The sequence below is a fragment of the Candidatus Paceibacterota bacterium genome, assembly GCA_035452965.1.
Lineage (GTDB): Bacteria > Verrucomicrobiota > Verrucomicrobiia > Limisphaerales > UBA8199 > UBA8199.
On the sequence record DAOTCE010000029.1, the window covers coordinates 14,661 to 33,092 of the forward strand.

At 60.2% G+C, this 18,432-nt stretch carries 11 protein-coding genes and 1 tRNA gene; 5 read left to right on the forward strand and 7 right to left on the reverse strand.

The window, feature by feature from the left end; genetic code table 11:
* Positions 1-14: 14 nt before the first annotated feature.
* Positions 15-1,646 carry a DUF1553 domain-containing protein gene (locus tag P5205_17445; protein ID HSA12150.1) on the reverse strand — a complete coding sequence of 544 codons (1,632 nt, stop codon included), beginning with the start codon at positions 1,644-1,646 and terminating at the stop codon, positions 15-17.
* Between the two features lie 743 nt (positions 1,647-2,389).
* On the opposite strand from P5205_17445, the gene P5205_17450 reads away from it, so the two are divergent.
* Positions 2,390-5,197: a hypothetical protein gene (locus P5205_17450; GenBank protein ID HSA12151.1), complete on the forward strand. Its 2,808-nt coding sequence runs from the start codon at positions 2,390-2,392 to the stop codon at positions 5,195-5,197.
* Here the strand turns inward: P5205_17450 and P5205_17455 are convergent.
* Together P5205_17455 and P5205_17460 are read right to left on the reverse strand one after the other, a co-directional pair.
* Positions 5,181-5,939 (reverse strand): prepilin-type cleavage/methylation domain-containing protein, encoded by a 759-nt coding sequence (locus tag P5205_17455; GenBank protein ID HSA12152.1) that lies wholly within the window; start codon positions 5,937-5,939, stop codon positions 5,181-5,183. The two genes, P5205_17450 and P5205_17455, sit on opposite strands and share 17 nt — an antisense overlap.
* A gap of 422 nt (positions 5,940-6,361) precedes the next feature.
* Positions 6,362-6,437 (reverse strand) — tRNA-Arg (locus P5205_17460).
* A 523-nt stretch (positions 6,438-6,960) separates the two neighbouring features.
* Here P5205_17460 and P5205_17465 point away from each other — a divergent pair.
* The 4 genes from P5205_17465 (at position 6,961) to P5205_17480 (ending at position 11,186) form a co-directional block, all read left to right on the forward strand.
* The gene (locus P5205_17465; GenBank protein HSA12153.1) at positions 6,961-7,308 is read left to right on the forward strand and encodes a hypothetical protein; all 348 of its coding nucleotides are present in this window, start codon (positions 6,961-6,963) and stop codon (positions 7,306-7,308) included.
* On the forward strand, positions 7,305-8,828 hold the full coding sequence (locus P5205_17470) for an alpha-L-fucosidase (GenBank protein HSA12154.1): 1,524 nt from the start codon (positions 7,305-7,307) through the stop codon (positions 8,826-8,828). Before P5205_17465 ends, P5205_17470 begins: the two co-directional genes overlap by 4 nt.
* A 61-nt stretch (positions 8,829-8,889) precedes the next feature.
* Positions 8,890-9,225 (forward strand): TfoX/Sxy family protein, encoded by a 336-nt coding sequence (locus P5205_17475; GenBank protein ID HSA12155.1) that lies wholly within the window; start codon positions 8,890-8,892, stop codon positions 9,223-9,225.
* A gap of 185 nt (positions 9,226-9,410) precedes the next feature.
* Positions 9,411-11,186: a hypothetical protein gene (locus tag P5205_17480; protein HSA12156.1), complete on the forward strand. Its 1,776-nt coding sequence runs from the start codon at positions 9,411-9,413 to the stop codon at positions 11,184-11,186.
* Between the two features lie 102 nt (positions 11,187-11,288).
* On the opposite strand, the gene P5205_17485 is transcribed toward P5205_17480, so the two are convergent.
* From P5205_17485 to P5205_17500, 4 genes are all read right to left on the reverse strand, one after another.
* Complete coding sequence (locus P5205_17485) at positions 11,289-13,547, reverse strand: glycosyl hydrolase (protein HSA12157.1); 2,259 nt, start codon at positions 13,545-13,547, stop codon at positions 11,289-11,291.
* A 378-nt stretch (positions 13,548-13,925) separates the two neighbouring features.
* Complete coding sequence (locus P5205_17490) at positions 13,926-15,860, reverse strand: right-handed parallel beta-helix repeat-containing protein (protein ID HSA12158.1); 1,935 nt, start codon at positions 15,858-15,860, stop codon at positions 13,926-13,928.
* 1,745 nt (positions 15,861-17,605) lie between these two features.
* Positions 17,606-18,220 carry a hypothetical protein gene (locus P5205_17495; protein ID HSA12159.1) on the reverse strand — a complete coding sequence of 205 codons (615 nt, stop codon included), beginning with the start codon at positions 18,218-18,220 and terminating at the stop codon, positions 17,606-17,608.
* Between the two features lie 14 nt (positions 18,221-18,234).
* Positions 18,235-18,417 carry a hypothetical protein gene (locus P5205_17500; GenBank protein ID HSA12160.1) on the reverse strand — a complete coding sequence of 61 codons (183 nt, stop codon included), beginning with the start codon at positions 18,415-18,417 and terminating at the stop codon, positions 18,235-18,237.
* Between the last annotated feature and the right edge of the window lie 15 nt (positions 18,418-18,432).

Consider the following 18,432-nt stretch of genomic DNA (forward strand, 5'->3'; position numbering starts at 1 on the left):
TCCGCTGCCTGTTGCTAATGGCGATAGAGAAACTCAGTGCTGTTGATCAACGCCCAGGCGATGTCCACCCAGTCCTCGCGCTTCTTCGCCGCCCTGGGCCTGGCGGGCCTGCCATAATCCTCGACCGTCTTCACCTCCGCCGGGGTTGGATAGCGCGACAGTATAGTCAGGTAGAGCTCCTCCGTCATCTCCGGCGATTTGCGGCGCGAATTGATGATCTCTTTCAACTTTGGGCCCTGCTCCAGCTTGCGCTGGATATGGCTCGAGTTGAGCAAGTGCAGCCACTGGGCGGAGAGCATCTTGTTGCCGCGCTCGTTTTCCATTCCGGTCGCGCGGGCTGAACGGCCAAACAACGCCAGGAACGTGCTCGTGATGCTGCCGTCGGCCAATGCCACCGCGGGCTGGTTCGCCGGAATGTAGGTAAACGGCTCGGGAATGGCGCTGGTGTAAAGATCCGAGGTGCCGGTGACTTGGTTGATGGCGTCAATCAGCACCTCCGCCTCCAGGCGCCGCACCGAGTAACTGCCAAAGTTGGCCTCACCTTGGGCCACATCCGTGCAAGGCCGCGAGGAGAATTGGTAGGTCTGGGAGTTGAGAATCAAACGGTAAAGGTGTTTCAGGTTGTAGCGGCTGGTGACCAGTTCCTTTTCCAGGTAAGCCAGCAGCGCCGGGTTGCCAGGAGGGTTGTCCGAGCGAATGTCATCCGGCTCATGGATAATCCCGCGCCCCAGCAGCCATGACCAGACACGGTTGGCAATGTTGCGCGTGAACCACGGGTTCCTGGGCGTAATCAGCCAATCTGCGAAGACGTCCCGCGGATCGCGTTCTGGAGACAGCTTGAGGCGGGTTCCATCAGGCAGGACCGCGGTCTGTGACGCCGCGTTGGTCCGCGCGCTGGCAGAGACGTTTGTCGCGCTATTGGTCTCCGGCGCGCCAGTGTTGAGCGGATCCCAGAAGACGACTTCCTCCTTCCACTCACGCGTCGGCTTGTAGCCGATTTGCGAGAAGCAAGCGGCCATGCCCGTCAACTGGCCTTTCGGCCAGGCATCCGCCCGTGCGCCCATGAATGTCAACGCCACCGCTGATGCGATGCCCTCCGGCGTGCGGTCCTGGATGGCGCGGTAAAAGTTCACCGGCCCAACGCGGAAATTACTGCCGCTGGACGTGAGCAGTTCCCGCGCAAACTGGTCATAAGGCTTATTCCGCGCGATGGACGCCTGCACCCAGCGATGATAGGCCTGCGCGGCGTTGGGCCACAGATTGACGGGGAACTCCGCCTTAATTCGCAGGATGTCGCCCCATTTCATCGCCCAGTACTGGGCGAACTCCTCCCGCCCCAACAGCCGATCAATCAGGATGCCGCGCTTGTTCTGGGTGTCCGGGTCTTGCAGGAACTCGCGCACCTCCTGGGCGGTGGGCAACAGGCCGATGACATCCAGATAGACCCGCCGGATAAACACCGCGTCCGAGCACAGCACAGGCTGCATCCCCAACTCCGACAACCGGGCCCGGACCAGCCTGTCAATCTGACTCTGGGGCGCAGGCAGAATCGAGGTCTCAAAGACACCCGGATCGGGTTCCGGGTTTGCGGCGTTGGCCACTACCGCCACCAGGGCGACCAACGCACTCAAAGCTACTTTCATCATCGCCTTACATCCGCGCTCTTCAGACCCGCATATATTACCGTGTTTGCTCAGCATTACCAGTGCAATTGCCAACGGCCCGTCTGCGATGGGCCATCCGCCTCCACCCGGGCCGGCTCGGGTCGGCAGCCCCCGCCTCCCAAACTGCAAGTCGAATTTGTGCCCAGCCATCTCCCCGGCTCCTCTCACCTCAGGCTTACCATAATCCCCTATACCTGGACCGAGTAGCAGCCCCGGTGCGACAACGCTGTGAAGCCTGCGACATCCCGGTGTGGTTCCCATGGGGCCCGACCCCCATGGGAACCACACCGTAGTCCCGCCGGATTGGCACCGTCCCATCGCCGTATTTGGCTTCGGAGCAGGGTGCCTCAGGCTTGGGAGGCAGGCGGAGTCAGTAATCGGGACGGCAGTCGGCAGGCGTGACCGGATACACCCGTCTTGCAGCGCATTTCTTGAGCCCAGCTGTCCGATGAGACGGTTCTAATCGATATTGTCCAGGTTGGATTCTGCATTATTGGCAGGCATTACTTCAGTGGATGTGCGATTTTACGCACCTGGCAGGTATCAAGAACGTGCATTGTTAGCTCTCGGGATGGCTTTTACAGAAGCGCCTCCTGATCTGAATTTCCAAAGCGTATCAGCGAACCAACCCCAGCAGGGAATCGAGGCCGATTTTAAGGTGCCATGGGTTTCGCGCCCGCTTGACGGCACCGGAGCCCGGCATCATGCTGGCCCGCGGAAGCACCATGAAAACTCTGCCCATTGTTCTTTGTCTTTCAATTCTTGCACGGATTGGCCTTGCCGCCGAGCCGACGCCCCTCCTTCTGGAGAGCCAGCACTTCCGCTACACCATTTCGCCCGAGGGCCGGAACGTGGCGTTTGTGGATAGCGCGACGGGCACGGATTACCTTCGCGCAAGCAACCCTTCGCCCTGCGCAATGGTGCGTGTTCGTGGCCAGGAGCGCGCTGCCACTGCCGCGACGCTTGCCGATGGTCGGATCACGCTGCAATTCGGCACTCCTGACCTCCGAGCTGTGCTCAAGGCCGAGGTGCGTTCAGCCTGTATTGTCCTTAGCGTCGAGTCCCTCAGCGGTGAAGGCATTGAGACCCTGACGTTTCTGAATGCCCCGCTAACGCTGAAAGGAACTCCCGACGAGCCTTTCGGCGCCTGCGCGCACGCTCTCAATCTGGTTACGCGCGTGGACGCGCTGCCCGCGCTGCAAAGCAGTCTGCGCGCCTCGTGCGAGAAGAAGTTCGGCCTGGCGGGTGCCCGCGTGGCCATCGTCGCCGCGCCGATGAAGCGGATGCTGCCGGCGCTGCAAGCGACCTTGGCCGACGCAAGCGAGCTGCCGGTGTGCCGGACAGCCGGGCCGTGGGCGCGCGAAGTGCCTTTCAATCACGGCTCATATCTCTTCAACTTCGGCTCTCTCACCGAGACAAATGTGGCCGACTGGATCGGTATGGCGCAAAGCCTGGGTTTCACGCAGATTGACAATCACGGCGGCGGCGCCGGGTTCTTCCGCTTCGGGAGCATGGAGTTGAACCGGGCTAAATGGCCGGACGGCTGGGACACCTGGCAGCGGATTGTGGCCCGGCTCCACCAGGCGGGCATCGGCTCGATCTTCCACACCTACGCCTTCTTCATTGATAAGCAGTCCAGGTATGTCACGCCGGTGCCGGACCGGCGGCTCGATGCCTTTCGCGCCTTCACGCTGGCCGAACCGCTCAGCGCGAGCACAACGGAAATTGCCGTGAACGAGCCCACCGCGGGTCTTACCACGGTGACGGGCTTCTTCGAGCACAATAGCGTCGTGCTCCATATCGGCGATGAGCTGGTAACGTTTGGCGGAGTCAGCCGGCAGGCGCCTTGGCGGTTTACCGGGGTCAAGCGCGGCGCGCTCGGCACCAAGGCGGCCGCCCACGAAGCAGGCGCCAAGGCCCGCCATCTCAAGGAATGCTTCGGCCTGTTTGTCCCCGATCCGGAGTCGTCGCTCTTCACGGAGATCGCGGCGAACCATGCCGACGTGGTGAACCGTTGCGGCTTTGACGGCGTTTACCTCGATGCGATTGACGGGTCTTCGATCCTGCGCGGGCCGGATGAGTGCTGGTACTGGGCGGACAAATTCGTCGTCGAGATTCAAAAGCGCCTCAAGCAACCAATCGGCATGGAAATGAGCGCGATGTGGCATCAGTTCTGGCAATACCGGACCCGCTGGCAGGCGTGGGACTATCCGCAGCGCGGGCACGTGCGCTTCGTTGACCTGCACGCGGCGGGCATCAACGGCGGGCTGCTCCTGCCGCTGCACCTGGGATGGTGGGGCTTCCAGTCGTTCAATCCGCCGCAAATCGAGCCGACTTATCCGGACGTGATCGAGAACCTCGGCGCCCGGCTGGTCGGCTGGGACGCCGGCGTTTCACTGACAGCGGGCATAGACCGCGAGACACTCCGCAACACGCCGCTGTTCCGCCGGGCGGTGGACATCCTGCGCACCTGCGAGAACTTGCGCCACGAGAACGCCTTGGACGAGTCCGTCCGCGCCAGCCTGCGCGAGCCAGGCAGCCGGTTCACGCTGGTAACGAATGCCGCAGGACAACCCCAATTTCGCCGCGTGGCGCCCCAGGAGCACGTCGTTTGCCCCGCCGAGCCCTGGACCCTGGCCTGGCAGGTCACAAATGCCTTCCAGCGGCAACCGCTGAAGTTCCGCCTGGAAGCGCTCATCTCCGCAGCCCCCATCACCGACGCGAACGCAGTGCTTTTCGCCGACCTGGCAATGGCGGACGCGGAGTCTTGGAAGGCCACCAGTGCAAACGGAGTGACGTTCGCTTTGAACCCCGGCACCAATCGAAATGACCCATGGCGCACCCTGATCGCCACGAACACCGGCAAGGTTGCCCGAAACGCCGCCTGGGTGCGCTTCGAGAAGCGCTTCAGTCCCGTGCTGAACCTGAAAGACCGCCAAGGGCTTGCCGTGGAGGTTGAAGGAGACGGTTCTGGCGCCCTGGTCGCAATCCGGCTCGAGAGCCCGCGCGCAATCGCGTTCGGAGCCATCGCCGACCGCTACCTTAAGCTGGATTTCACTGGCCGAAGAACTTTTACCCTGGTCGAGACCGAGTCCGCTCGCTGGAGTGACTATGTTTGGAACGACGGGAAACATGCCTACAACGTTTATCGGGAGACGATTGACTTTGGCGCGATCGAATCCGCCAGCATCTGGCTGCAAAACCTCCCGCCCGGTCGTAAAACCCAATGCCGCCTCGGCCCAGTCCGAGACGTAGCCTTGCAGGCGGGCCGGGTGAAGAACCCGCGGATCAGCGTGGGCGGCCACAGCGTCGAGTTCCCAATCGAGCTGGCCTCGGGAAGCTGGATCGAATGCAACGGACCCGACGATTGTGCCACCTACGCTGCCCGCGGCGAGCCACTGGGCAAAGTAATACCACGCGGCGATTGGCCGACCCTGCCGGCAGGCGTTGCCGGGGTCAAATTCTCCTGCGTAGCAGTCGAGGCGCCAGCTCCGCGCGCCCGCGTTACCGTTTCAGTCACGGAAAGGGAATAGCGGGATCAATCGGGGCAGAGGTGCGAAGCTGCATCCAAGGGACATCTCGCGGGCCCCTGGGACTGACCGGTTTGACAGGAGCCCGCGTATCCGGGTCCAGCCATTTGTGGATCTCGCTGTGCCCATCCGCAAAGGAAAGCCCACAGGCGCCGTTGTGATAGATCCCGGGATCGTTGCCCCAGATGACAGTGTTAAACACAACCAGAAAATAGCCGTCATCGAGCGTCGAGGGATTCTCATCGAGAAACACAAACGCCTGCGAAGGGGGAGGCCGAATGATCTGGGAAAGTTTCCGAAAGGTGAAATACGTGTCTTTGGTGCCCTCCGTGTACCAACTGTTCCCGTTCATATTCCCGTTCAGCGCAACGCTGCGGACGCGCGACCCCAGGATCAAGCCACCCTCGCGGGCAACGCTCTGATCCGCGGGGCACTTGTAAATGCCCAACGATTTATTGTAGCTCCACAGGAGTCCTGAGGGGGGTTTCAGCAGGTTGACATTGGTGCCGTCCCGCGGATTCACGGCGAATTGCCCGCCGATCCAACCCTTATAGACCGCGCCATCGCCGTTGGGAACGAGGTTGTCGTTGTTGTCTTGCGCGTACATCATCCAGCAGAGCTGAAGCTGCTTCAGATTGTTGAGGCACCCTATGCCTTGCCCTTTCTGTTTGGCCTTGGTCAGCGCCGGCAGCAGCAACGCCGCCAGGATGGCAATAATGGCGATAACCACCAGTAGCTCGATCAAGGTGAAACCCGCGCCGGCAAACCTGCCGCCACTTCCTCTGGCCTTTCGGGAGTGGCCGGCTCCAAGGTTAAGACGCCTGGAAATCAGAGAAGAGGATCGGCTCATGCTGTATCCTCCGCAGCAGCCGGGATATCAAACGAAGTCGGCTTCGCAGTTCGCGGCACCGTTAGGGTCTGATTCATAGCAAGCCCCCCCACAAAACGGAGCCTGAACCAGTCCGCAACCCGATAACCGGCTGTTCATACCGAACATAAGCGGCGCCAGCGGCTCGCATGAGCCAAGAGTGACAAGGCAGCTTGATTCTGCAAGCAATAACCTCATTCAATCCGGCACTGACCGGCTTCAACTCTCCCGCAAGCCGGACCAGCGCTCGGTGCCGGGCGCCCGTTTCAACCACGGCGCGAACCTCTGCCGCGGGAGGCTGGTACCCCCACCCCGAATTGAACGGGGATCAACGGTTTAGGAAACCGCCGCTCTATCCATTTGAGCTATGGGGGCAACTGCAGATCCAAGGGTAGTTACAGATTGGATTTGGCGCAAATGGTCTTTGCTGGAGGAAGGATGGCAGAATGCTGCGGCAACGGTCTCACCTGAAAACCGCGAATTTTCACTCTCAAGAGGCCAGCCCGGCGCGCGCCCACCCGGGCGCGCGCCTGGAGCATTCTCTTCACAGGCGCTTCGCGGTGCCTCAGGTGGGGGTGCGTCGGGTTCGCGCCCCTTCTATTCCGTGTGTTGTTGGCGATGCGGAGGGACAGCTACACATGAACAAGATGATGTATCCAGGGAACGGGGCGGGCCAGCCGTCATCACCACTCACCGCCTCAACATCCTCCACCTTGTGCCGCAACCAATGGCTTGCAGCTTTCAGCCAGGCCACGTTCGCAAGGTGCCTCGCGTCCCAACCCAAGCCAGCCACGGTCCAGACCCCGCCAAGGCAAACCCAACCGACGGAATACGGCGCCGCCGACAAGCGAATCCTAGTCAGTTGACACCTTGCACCGGCTTCGGGCAGCATTGCGGCATGCTTGGTGAGCCCAAGAACCAATGCTGCCTTACCCGCGCAGCGCTCCGAAGAGGCGGGCGCGCAAGAAGCAAATGCCTGCTTCCGCTTGATAGAATTCAGGGCGCGGGCAGTCTCCCCGACCTCGCCTGGTTCGGGTCCGCGGGCGTTTCCAGCACCAGCTTCCCCTTTGCGAACCATCGCGGCGCCGGGGGCAACTCAATCGGCGGCAATTTCGTTTACGAGGACGGCAGCGTCCTCAGGCGTGAATTCGGTGTGGCTGGACACATGGCCACCATTAACATCGGCACCGCCGTAGGCTGGACCGTCTCTTACCGCCCGGCCGACTTCGGCCCGGTTCCGTGGTGAACGCTGGCCTCCCGCCCCGCAGCCGCCGACGTCAGCCGGCGCAGATTCTATTCTGCGCCGCAGCAGCCATCTCCCTTGCCCAATCAGCCACCGCCGCACCCTCATCTGAAACCGACTCCGCCTGGGCGGCCCTCGACCGCCGCCCCAACCCGGCCTGGTTCGACGACGCGAAGCTCGGCATCTTCATTCACTGGAGCGTCTTCTCCGTGCCCGCCGTCGCCTGGGTTTACCCGGACAAACCCTACGGCTACGGTGGCCACTCCTGCTGGTATGGCCTCTACGTGGACCGCCTCCGGCCTCTCCGCGCGCCCGACCAGCAAGCGCTCGTCGAGGTCTTCCACCGCAAGACCTACGGCGATGTCCCCTTCAAAGCCCTCGCGCCGCTCTTCAAAGGCGAAGCCTTCGACCCCGCCCAATGGGCCGCCCTCTTCAAACGCGCCGGCGCCCGCTACGCCTTCCTCACCTCCAACTTCCACGACGGCTACTGCCTCTGGCCCAGCCCCTTTAACCCCGGCTGGAACAGCCTCGACACCGGCCCCAAACGCGACGTCCTCGGCGACTTCTCCGCCGCCATGCGCGCGGCTGGACTCCGCGCCGGGTTCTACTACTCTCTCGGCGAGTTTAACCACCCGCTGTACCAGGCCGCCCGCCAGCCCGGCGGCGACCTCCAGCCCTTCGTCCGCCAGCATCTCCAGCCCCAACTGCGCGAGGCCGTCAACCGCTATCACCCTTCCTTCCTCTATTTCGACGGCGAATGGGAGTTCCCTCTCGATGCCTTCGACATGCGCGACTTCCTCTCGTGGCTCTATAACGCCTCGCCCTGCAAGGACGACGTTGTCGTCAACGACCGGTTTGGGCGCGGCTCGCGTGGCAAACACGGCGGCGTGTTTTCCTCCGAAGCTGGCGTCCGCGAAAGCGGCACCGCCCATAGATGGTGCGAGGACCGCCCCCTCAGCCGCGGCAACTGGTCCTACAACCGTTTCGAGCGCCTGGAAGACTACCTCGGCGCCCGCGACCTCATCCATCTGCTGGTCGAAACCGTCGCCGAAGGCGGCAACCTGCACGTCGCCATTTCCCCCTCCGGCGACGGCGCCATCCCCATGATCCAGCAGGAACGACTCGTCCAACTCGGCGATTGGCTCCGGCTCAACGGCGAAGCCATCTACGACACTCGACCCTGGACCGTCTCCAACGAAGGCCCGCTCGTCGAGTCCCTCAACCCCCACCTCGACGCCAAATGGCACTGGACTGAAACCCGCCAACGCCCACTCGTCCATTACACCCGCAAAGGCTCGACGCTTTACGCCATCTGCCTCGCGCAGCCGCCCTCGCCACTCCTTCTCACCGCCGCCAAATCCCTGAATGTGCGCGCTGTCACTCTCCTCGGCACCCAGCACAAAGTCCCTTGGACCATGACCGACTCCGGCCTCCGCCTCACGCTTCCCCCCGCCCTCCCCGGCCACCACGCCTGGACCTTCCAGATCGAACAGCGCAAACTTGGCACCCCTTCTAAACCGTAGTCGCCGACGTCAGTCGGCGCACTTCCACCATGTAACCGATGTAATCCACCCACCCCACCCCATGCCCGTCAGCCCCAGCTTTCAGACCTTCGTCGTTGACCAGCTCAGCCGCGTCGTGCCGCAGGTCCGCGCCCGCCGGATGTTCGGCGGCGCCGGCCTCTACTCCGGCGACGTCTTTTTCGCCCTGATCGCGGATGACACCCTCTACTTCAGAGCGAACGACTCCAACCGCCCCGACTTCGAAGCCCGCCAGATGCCCCCGTTCCAGCCCTACGGCCCCGAGGGCGAAGTCATGCAATACTACCAATTGCCCGACGACGTCCTCGAAGACGTCGAAGCCCTCCGTCCCTGGGCCGAGAAGGCCCTCGCCGCCGCCGCCTGGGCACGTAGTTCGTGAATAGAAAATCCGACATAATCCCTCTGTGTGGTATGGCGGTTTCGCCGAAAGCGCCAGCAGTCAGCCGCCGCGGCGAGGCGGCCCGCACCGCCCCCACCGGCCAAACGCACCTGGGTATATGACAATCTCATTAAGCCCATTGTGAAACTGGGCGCGGGACCGGCGATTCCAGCGCCTCGGACATTATGAAGAAACTGCTCCTATGTTGCTTGCTGATTAAGCTGTCTCTCCCTGTCCAGGTCGGGGCTGCGGAGGGGACCAACGTTCCTGCCGCGGCCAGGCAAACCTGGCTGGCTTCGCAGGTGCCGGATTTCCGGGGCGAGGGTTTTCCGGAAATGCGCGAGCAATGGGATACCGCCGTCCAACCCGTCAGTCCCGAGAAGAACCCCGAGGTCGAGGCGGCTTTTCGGCTCGCCGAAAACAACGCGCGCCAGGCCAACGAGGCGTTTTATCGCTCGCGCAAGTTCATAGATGGATGGCTCGAATACGCCGACGCCGAAACGGGCTTGATCCCGCGCAACCTGGATCCGGAAGGCAGATTCTGGAATGGGCGCGACACAGCCGCCGACAATTACCCTTTCATGGTACTGACCGCCGCGATGACGGACCCATCACTTTTCGGAGGACGCCTGCTCCAGATGCTCCACACCGAGACGAAGCTCACCTCCAGATTGGACCGGTTGCCGGACGATTACTCCTTCAGCAAACGCGGGTGGCGGCGCGAGAACATTGAACTTGCAGAGCTTATCTTCGATGGAGCGGAATATGTGAAAGATGGCCTGCTCCCAATCACCGAATGGATCGGACGGAGTCCGTGGAGCGCTCGCGCCGTGGGTATTACCGATGACATTTGGAAGCACGCCAAAGTTGAGACAGAGTTCGGACCAATTCCGACCCGAAATCTCGAGGTTAACGGAGACCTGCTGCAAGCCTGCGCGCGGCTGTTCTGGTTCACTGGACAGCGCAAATACCTTGATTGGGCCATTCGGTTGGGGGATTATTACCTGCTCGGGGATCAACATCCCACGCGAGTGGATCACGAGCTGCGGCTCGGCGATCACTCATGCGAAGTCATTAACGGGCTTTCGGAGCTATACTTTGCCTGCGCGCACGCGGCTCCGGCCAAACGGGAAGCCTACCGCAAGCCACTGCACGAGCTCTATGATCGCCTGCTCGAAGTTGCCGTAAACGAGCACGGGCTGTTTTACCTGAAAGTCAATCCCCGGACCGGCGAGCATTCGCGAGAGCTCACGGACAACTGGGGTTACAACTACGATGGCTTTTACACGGTCTATTTGTTGGAGCAGAAGACGGAATACCGTGAGGCGGTGCGCAAAGCTCTTTCCAACCTGCGCGAGCATTACACAGGCCAGGGCGGCATGTGCCAGAGCGGCAGCGCCGATGGTTATGCTGATTCCATCGAAGGCGCGATAACACTCCTGAACCGCGAAGTGGTGCCATCGGCGGCTGCCTGGGTGGATACCGAGATCCGCACCATGTGGAGCCGCCAGCGGAGTTCCGGTGTGATCGAGGGCTGGCACGGGGACGGAAACTCGGCGCGGACCTCGCTCATGTACGCGCTTTGGAAAACGCAAGGCATCACGGTGCGGCCATGGCGGGCGGATGTGCGGTTCGGTGCTGTCAGGCACGGAAACAGGCTCCTGATCAGCATGACAGCCGATAGACCGTGGAAGGGCGAACTGGTCTTCGATATTGAACGTCATAAGCAGCACATGCGTTTGCCGCTGGACTATCCGCGCATCAACCAGTTCCCGGAGTGGTTCACGGCAAAACCCGGCACAGGCTATATCTTCACCGAACCAGGCAAGAAAGCGGGCATGGGACGACAGCAAGGCAACCGCGGGGTGGACCTCTCGGTCAGGTCACTCAATCAGGGGAAACGCGTCCATTTGGAGCCCAGCCGTGAGCTGAGGTTGATCGTTGAACCAGCCAACAGGTAAACACGCGTGCACCGCGTCCCAAAATCTCCCTGGTTCGGATCAACGGTTCACCCGCGCAACGCTCAGCATGGGCAATTGCCCCAAGAGCGAGTTCCGTGCGCGCTATCGCTCAGCTTCCAGCCAAAAGAGCGAATGGTACGGTTCAAGGGTGAGTTTTGCGCTGGCGGAGTTTGACGCCGGACCGTTGTTCCGGCAGCCAGCCAACGCCTCGACCGTTCCCTTGTGCGGGTCCCACACCTCCAATTCGAAGCTCCCTCTGAGCTTCACCGGGACGTCCACTGTGGTGCCGCCAAGGTTCGCGAAATAGAACAAGTGCCGGCCACCGGCCACCTTGTGAATGCAGCGCACGTTTTCATCAGCCGGGTATTCCACGTCAAAGCTGTCCGCCATCTTGAGCAGGGTATCCCGCAGCACCTGTCCGCCAGGGCGGGGAATGAAGCACGCCTTTCCGCCGCGGCGATTCGACGCCATCTCCGCTGTCCGGCCGTCCGGAAGAATTGAGCGCACCAGTTTCAATATCTCACGGTCTTGGTTCGGCTCGGCGGACTTGGAAGGCAGGCGGGTGGTAAAAATCACCTTCCCTCCGCTCTTATAAAAATCCCTTGCCGTTCGCATATTGCCGACGGATATCGTCCCGCACGAAGGAATGATGAGCACCCGGAAATCCTCGCGGTTCACCTTGTTCCGGAGTCGAAGGATTCCATCAGCCACAACGCATTTCTCCTCCATCACCTCCGGGTGAAGGAAGGTGAAGTCCTTGCCCGCCGTCTCGGTAAGCCAGTTCGCGACATCCACATAATCGATTTGGGCAGTCGCCGCTTTGTAGTATTCGTCGTCAGGGTCCGGCGGGCCGTCTATGTTCGAAGGGCCTTTTCGCTTATCGAAGAAGTGTTGTGCCTGCAATGAGTGAATCGGATAGAGCACCGCGATGTCGGCCACGTGCCGTCCCTCCGGTTGCAGCATCACATTCAGCCGCGCCAGAAACCTCGTGAAGTCCCGCAGATGCTCCGCGTAAAGCGGATTGCGATGCGACAACTCGGGCTTGTAGGTAACGTTGGCCGTATCGTACCACACGGCATGGGGAATCATCATGTTGATCCCCTTGGCATATTGGTCCATCGCAATCGAGTAAATCTGGTTCCAGGAGAGGTCCCCGGGCTTCCTATAGTCCGGCATCGCGCCGTAGGTTTCGGACATCACCAGAGACCTGTCCCAATTGTAAGCGGAGGAACTGATCAGCTTGTAGAACCTCTCTGCCGGGCGGCTGCCGCCGATCTTATCCACCCCTGGAATTTCAAGATGCCTGAAGGACTTGATCAGATCGCCGGAGGCGTTCACCGGCACCAACGCCTCCTCGGGCGCGGTATGCCCGGTCGCGGTGACGCCGTGCGCAACAGACCAGTCATTCGCTTCCTTGGTGAATCCCTTGGCATACAATTCCGCCCGGAAGCCAAACAAGCGGTTCCGGGCTGATTCGGTTTCCGGACCAATGTCATACCATGCCGCGGGATACAAAAGGACCGGACTGACGCCGTATTCCGCCTTAAATCTCTCGTTGAAGGAATCCGTCCACATGCGAAACCCGGCGTGAAACATGGAAGGCTCGTCAAAAAACGTTCCGCTGATGACCGTTCCAAAGAATTCCTTGAAGCGCGAATAATACGCTTCATGTGTCATCTCAATATAGTTTCGCGAGTATTCCGGGTTGAGGTAATCAACAATAGGTTCTCCGTCCTTAACACACACAAAAATCATGACCTTCCATCGCCCCGGGGGAACCTTCCATCGCAGCGATCCATTCAACACCTTGCCCGTCAAGTCCACGCGCTTCAGGCTCGCGACATTCATTGCCACGACCCCCATGAGCTTCCCCGGCGGCATTTGCTTCTCATACTCAACCGGGCCGGTCACTTCCTCCTCAGCCTTATCGAGGCGCTTGATCGTTTGTTCCGGGAATCTGAGCTTAAAGCGCGGGACACCGTCGCCGGTCGTGAAAGCCCCGCCCGATCCGCTGGGAAACCCGTATTCATCGTACAAGCTCATGGTCAGCCCTAGTTCCCTGGCCTTGTCCAACGCCGCACCGTAGATCTGGAAATAATCTTCGGTCAGATACTCGGGCCTGAAGTTCTTCTTAAACGGCAGGATGCCGAACCCGCCGTAACCGCATTTGTCCCGGAACTCCTGCATTTGGTTGGTTATTCCCTCGCGGGTCACAGTGGTGTTATTCCAGAACCAAAGCGGCCTGGGCCAAAATTTGACCGGAGGGTTATGAAATGTGTCCTTGCGAAAAACCTGTCCCGGGCATGGATTGGGATGCAGCCACAAGGTCGCCAGCAAGATCATCCAGGCATGAGATTTCATACATCTAACAAACAAGAGTCACCCTCGCCAGTAGCGCCCGGCAAACAAGTGCCCGCACAGCTTGTTTCAGAAACCGCCGCTCTATCCATTTGAGCTATGGGGGCGACTGCAGATCCAAGGGTAGTTAGAGATTGGATTTGGTGCAAATGGTCTTTGTTGGAGGGGGCGGACAGGCGGACAGCAGAATCCTGCGCCCCTACTTCCAGCGCCACCGCTATCTGCTCAAGCAGCTCTGCGCTTTGGCCCACGAAAGCCTGGCCGAATACCCGTGCAAAGATGGAATATGGAACCTCCTGCTGTCGGCTGCTGCAATGAGTGCGGGAACTTTCATGCACAGGCGCGTGCGGTGGGGGTGGCAAGGCCGCCGCTCCTGTCGGCTCAGGGTGATGCAACGCGATAAAAGCGGACGGGATAATTGCTGGCGAACGGATCCAGAAAGAAGAAGTTCGTTGTTGTGGCGGTGAAATTGGTTAGGTCCGTCCAGTTTACCGGAGGTGCCGCCAAGTTCGTAGCCGCTTGTATACGGCAGTGCTGCCCGATCTCCACCGAAATAGGTGCCGAAAGCCCGGCGGAGGTGTAACTGAACGGCAGAAGAAAGGCCGGAGCCGATGGGCTATTCGTCGCCTGAAGAGTGCGGCTGAATTCGCTGGTATCGCCCGTTACCACGTCGCTTGCGGTTGCCGAGAAGTAGTGCCCCTCAAAGTCGCCATCCATCACCAGCGAGAAGTACGCTGCTCCGTTGGCGTCTGTTTGAGCAAATGCGGTTCCGAAATAGAATTGCCCTTCGCCGTGATCGCTGGAATGCGCCACGGGGTTTCGATAGACATCTATCCAATAGTGGCGATCAGGATTGCTGCTCAGGAAGCCGGCGATGGTTGTGGCCTGGCTGTTAGCGAAAGCGTTGGTCAAAACCGGGTAGCTTTGCATGGCGTTTGGGCCCGGGATGGCGTGGGCATGGTTTGTGGTGACGCCGTCTCCGTTCAGGTCCAAGCCTAGTCCATCGTGATCGAAGATAGCGTTGCCCCGGATGGCGTTGTTCGTGGTGGCATCATCATACAGGACCACACCAATCCAGGAATGAGCGATGGTGTTGCCTTCCCCGAGCGCTATGCTTCCGATTGAGTTTCGACTTGCGCCGTTCCATAGAGCCACGTTGGCAAATGCATTGGGCAACCCGTTGGTCCCGCCCGCGTCAAGCCCCATCCAGTTTCCCACGATTGTATTGCAGTCCGAGCCCGGATCGCCAACGACCAACCCGTACGACCCGTTGCCCGAGATAAGATTGCGGGCTGAGGAGAATGCGCCTCCCAGGAGATTGGAGCTGGCGCCGCCAAAAACGGTCAGACCCGCGAACCCGTTGGGCACCGCCACGGTCCCCGTGGAGTCCGTGCCGAAGTAGTTGCCTTGAATGGTATTGTGGGAGGTGCCCGCGCCTTCGATGCGCAAGCCCTCGGAAGGTTGGCCGGAAAACACGTTCCCGCTGACCAGGTTGCTCTGTGCTCCATGGATGATGTACATGCCGGTGAATGTATTCGGCAATGGACCGGAGCCGCCCTGGTTCAAGCCGACAAAGTTCCCTTGCACGAGGTTGCCGCTGGTGCCGTGATCGCCTATCCAAAGGCCAAAGTCCGCGTTGCCTGAAATGATATTTCGCGAGCCGGGTGCGGCTCCACCTACTACGTTAGCTTTTGCATGGTTGACGAAGATTGCTCCTCCAAACTCATTTGGCACAGCGGCATTACCCTCTGCATCTGTTCCGATGTAATTGCCCAAAATGATATTGGCCCCGGTGCCTGCATCAGTGACGAAAACCCCGTACCCTTTGTTGCCTGAAATGACGTTTCGGTCTGCCGTGTTCGTTCCTCCGATTATGTTATTGCGCGCTCCCTGTGCGATCAGGATGCCCTGAAAAGCGTTGCCGGCCGGACTTGCGCCGGTGTGGTCCAGGCCAATCCAACAGCCTGCGATGGTGTTGTTGGTGGCATCGCCGTAGTGCAGCGTGATTCCGTTCCATTCGAAGCCTTGGATGGAAAGGCCCCTGATCTCGTTGGATGCAGAGTAGATGAGGAGGCCGGATGTGGCGCTAAACGTCTGTGGCAAAATCCGCGAGCCATTAACGACGATGAGAGGCCGGTCCGTGAATCCCGGTTGTGAGAAGCCATTCACCCTGATGCCATCGACAGCCAAGGGAGGCAGGAAGCCTGTCGGATAGATACTGAAGACACCATTGCTGAATCCCGGGTCGCCGGGAGGGAGGTCGAAAAGGACCTCCGAGCCGGGATTGTCTGCAACGTAATACAACGCAGCACGCATGCTTCCGGAGCCTGTGTCGGCGGTGGTTGTAACGACGTTCGTAATTGGTTCCGCCGGCGGACCGTACAAGTAGCGTATTGCGGCGCGATCACCGGAGCTGAGACAATAGTTCCCCATTCTGTATCTATACCTGTTAAGAAACGGCTGCTTTGGCTCTTGCGTTGGCAGCACACCGGGGCCCAGGGATGCAAAGTCCCAGCCGAGGTGCATCACGGATTCAAAATCATAGACACCGTTGGTGACACTCGCGGGATCTATGTCGAACCAAGAGAGATTTTCCTGCGCGTTTGCGATGTTATTTGTGAGCACCGTAATGTACTGGTCACGATCGGGACGAATGTTCTCATGCGTAAGGCCGAAAGAATGGCCCATCTCGTGACAAATCTGTGCTCGGCTGAGGCTGGAGACAGATACGACCTGTGGGCTGTCCGTACTGGAAACGCTGTTGGGTCCATTTTCATGGTATGTGAAGAGAATCCATCGGGTCTGGCTGGTGCGGGCAACAAACTTCACATTCGCAACAAGCTCCCATTCACGAAGTGCGTTCAGGTAAGTTTGCTGCTCCGCGGAGGAGAGAGTGTTTGTGAACTCGTAAGGCACGACGCCCCCGGGCCATGGGACATGTTGAGGTGATGCACCTGAGTAGAAATTTCCGGCACCTAACCTTGGTTCCGCAACGCTGCTGATCAGCATAAGAAGTACAGCAAGGCATCCCGGAGGAGAATGGCAGAGAATGGCGTTCATACGAGCCCATTATTCTTTTTGGCAGAGGGACTAATATATCTTTCGATCAATAATATGCAAACCGGACTTTATATGTTGGAAACGGTTGAAACCGTTTCCCCTGGACAGCAAGCCTCCCCCCATTGGGTTGAAACGCGGTGTTGATGAGAGTTCCTGTATACCCGCACCACCTGCATTTGCTGAAGCAGGGGTGTTAATGAAAGAGCAACGTCATGATTGGGGTCGATCCTGCGAGTGGATCGGGATGAGGTTTGAAGCGGATTCTGCGCTTGTGGCCGGTGAAGGCTGCCACGGAGATCCCCAGGGTTGTTTTCGGGAGAACCTGCTTCCGACGGTGTGGCCGTCAGGAGCACTGAAGTCATGACCTGCTGTCTGGGTCAACCGTTCCTGGGAACGCCCGCCCACGATGGTAAAATCCGTAACCGTCAAGAAGTCGGAAAACGAGCGCGCCCAACCTATGAACCGGCCTTCGACCACCCTCTCCCGCTCCCGCGGGCTAGGCACAGCGTGCAAGCCGGCGGCGGCTGGGTGAACGAATCCCAACCGGAAGCCGGATTTTCGGAAACAGTGAACAAGACCAAAGCCATGCCCAAAGCGATGACGCTGGCGGAGCCGTTTGTGGAAATACCGCGGCAGCCGACGCGCATCGGCTTAAGCCGACGGTTCGAACAACCGATAGAACCTGGCTGCATTTGTTGCCGGAACTGTAACGGGGTTGGCCGTGCCGCTCGCAGAATTTGTCCAGTTTGACGGTGACAGCACCCAGGTCTCCTGCAGAATCCAGCCGGGAGGATTTGGGGTCCAGGACACCTGCGTTTGGGTCACGCCGGCGGAAACAATGGCGAGGGTGGGCGTTGCGGTTGTTCCAGTCGCAGCCAGGCACGCGGAGAATTCGGAGGTGTTGTTGTTCGTGTCGGTGGCCGTGGCGGTAATGCTCCTGCCGCCCAACGCTCCCACCGGCAACGTAGCGGAAAACGTGTTCGTGCAATTCGCCGCGTTGGTCATGCTGATTGAACCAAGGCAAGTCTGCCCTTCTCCGAAGCCGCTGGAATCGCAACTGTCGCCGGCAAAGAACTCCATCCGGAAAACCGCGTTGGCGGCGCCCGACAAATACCCCTGGATGGTTGTGTTGCCCACGCTGCTGACGGCGTTGGTGAGCACGGGATAATTCTGCCATTGGTTCGGCAGGCCGGCGGCTGTCCCGGCACCAGCGTCAGTCCGCCAATCGTGTTGGACTGTCCACCCACCGTTATCCCCGCCAGAATGTTCGACACCGCCAGCGTCCCGGTCACGTCCGTGCCAATGAAATTGCCCCGCACCACGTTGAAGCGCGCCGTCCCGGTGATCAAGATGCCATTTTGACTGCCGGAAATGATGTTGCGCGCAGCCGTTGTGTCACCGCCGATCAGGTTGCCGCTGGATTGCAGCCGGATGCCTTGCGCGGCACTGGTATATAGCGCCCGCGCACGGTGCCGGTCCGTGCCGATGAAATTCCCCTGCACAATGTCCACCGAGATGCTGCCGCTGAGGTCCATGCCGATACTCGCGCCGGCAATGACATCGCGCGCAGCCGGAGTGGTGCCGCCAATGATCACGGCCTCCTGCACCACGGGCAACGCGGAGCCGAGAACTAATGTGTAAGGCGGCCCGGCATGTTAAATGCTATGATGTCAGGACCGAGGTTGGTGTTCGCGTCCCACATAGCCTGGCGCAGCGAACCGGGGCCGCCATCGTTGACGGTGGTGACAGTAAACGTGGCCCCCGAAGGTGACAAGGCCGTAGCGACCCAACAAGTGGCGGCGAATGTCTTCATAGCAATGGTCCCGCT

What these genes read in the sequence shown, in the direction of transcription:
- P5205_17465 (HSA12153.1), top strand. Translation starts at nt 6,961, where the DNA reads ATGCTTGGTGAGCCCAAGAACCAATGCTGCCTTACCCGCGCAGCGCTC.
- P5205_17475 (HSA12155.1), top strand. Translation starts at nt 8,890, where the DNA reads ATGCCCGTCAGCCCCAGCTTTCAGACCTTCGTCGTTGACCAGCTCAGC.
- P5205_17485 (HSA12157.1), bottom strand. Translation starts at nt 13,547, where the DNA reads ATGAAATCTCATGCCTGGATGATCTTGCTGGCGACCTTGTGGCTGCAT.
- P5205_17500 (HSA12160.1), bottom strand. Translation starts at nt 18,417, where the DNA reads ATGAAGACATTCGCCGCCACTTGTTGGGTCGCTACGGCCTTGTCACCT.
- P5205_17450 (HSA12151.1), top strand. Translation starts at nt 2,390, where the DNA reads ATGAAAACTCTGCCCATTGTTCTTTGTCTTTCAATTCTTGCACGGATT.
- P5205_17445 (HSA12150.1), bottom strand. Translation starts at nt 1,646, where the DNA reads ATGATGAAAGTAGCTTTGAGTGCGTTGGTCGCCCTGGTGGCGGTAGTG.
- P5205_17490 (HSA12158.1), bottom strand. Translation starts at nt 15,860, where the DNA reads ATGCGTGCTGCGTTGTATTACGTTGCAGACAATCCCGGCTCGGAGGTC.
- P5205_17480 (HSA12156.1), top strand. Translation starts at nt 9,411, where the DNA reads ATGAAGAAACTGCTCCTATGTTGCTTGCTGATTAAGCTGTCTCTCCCT.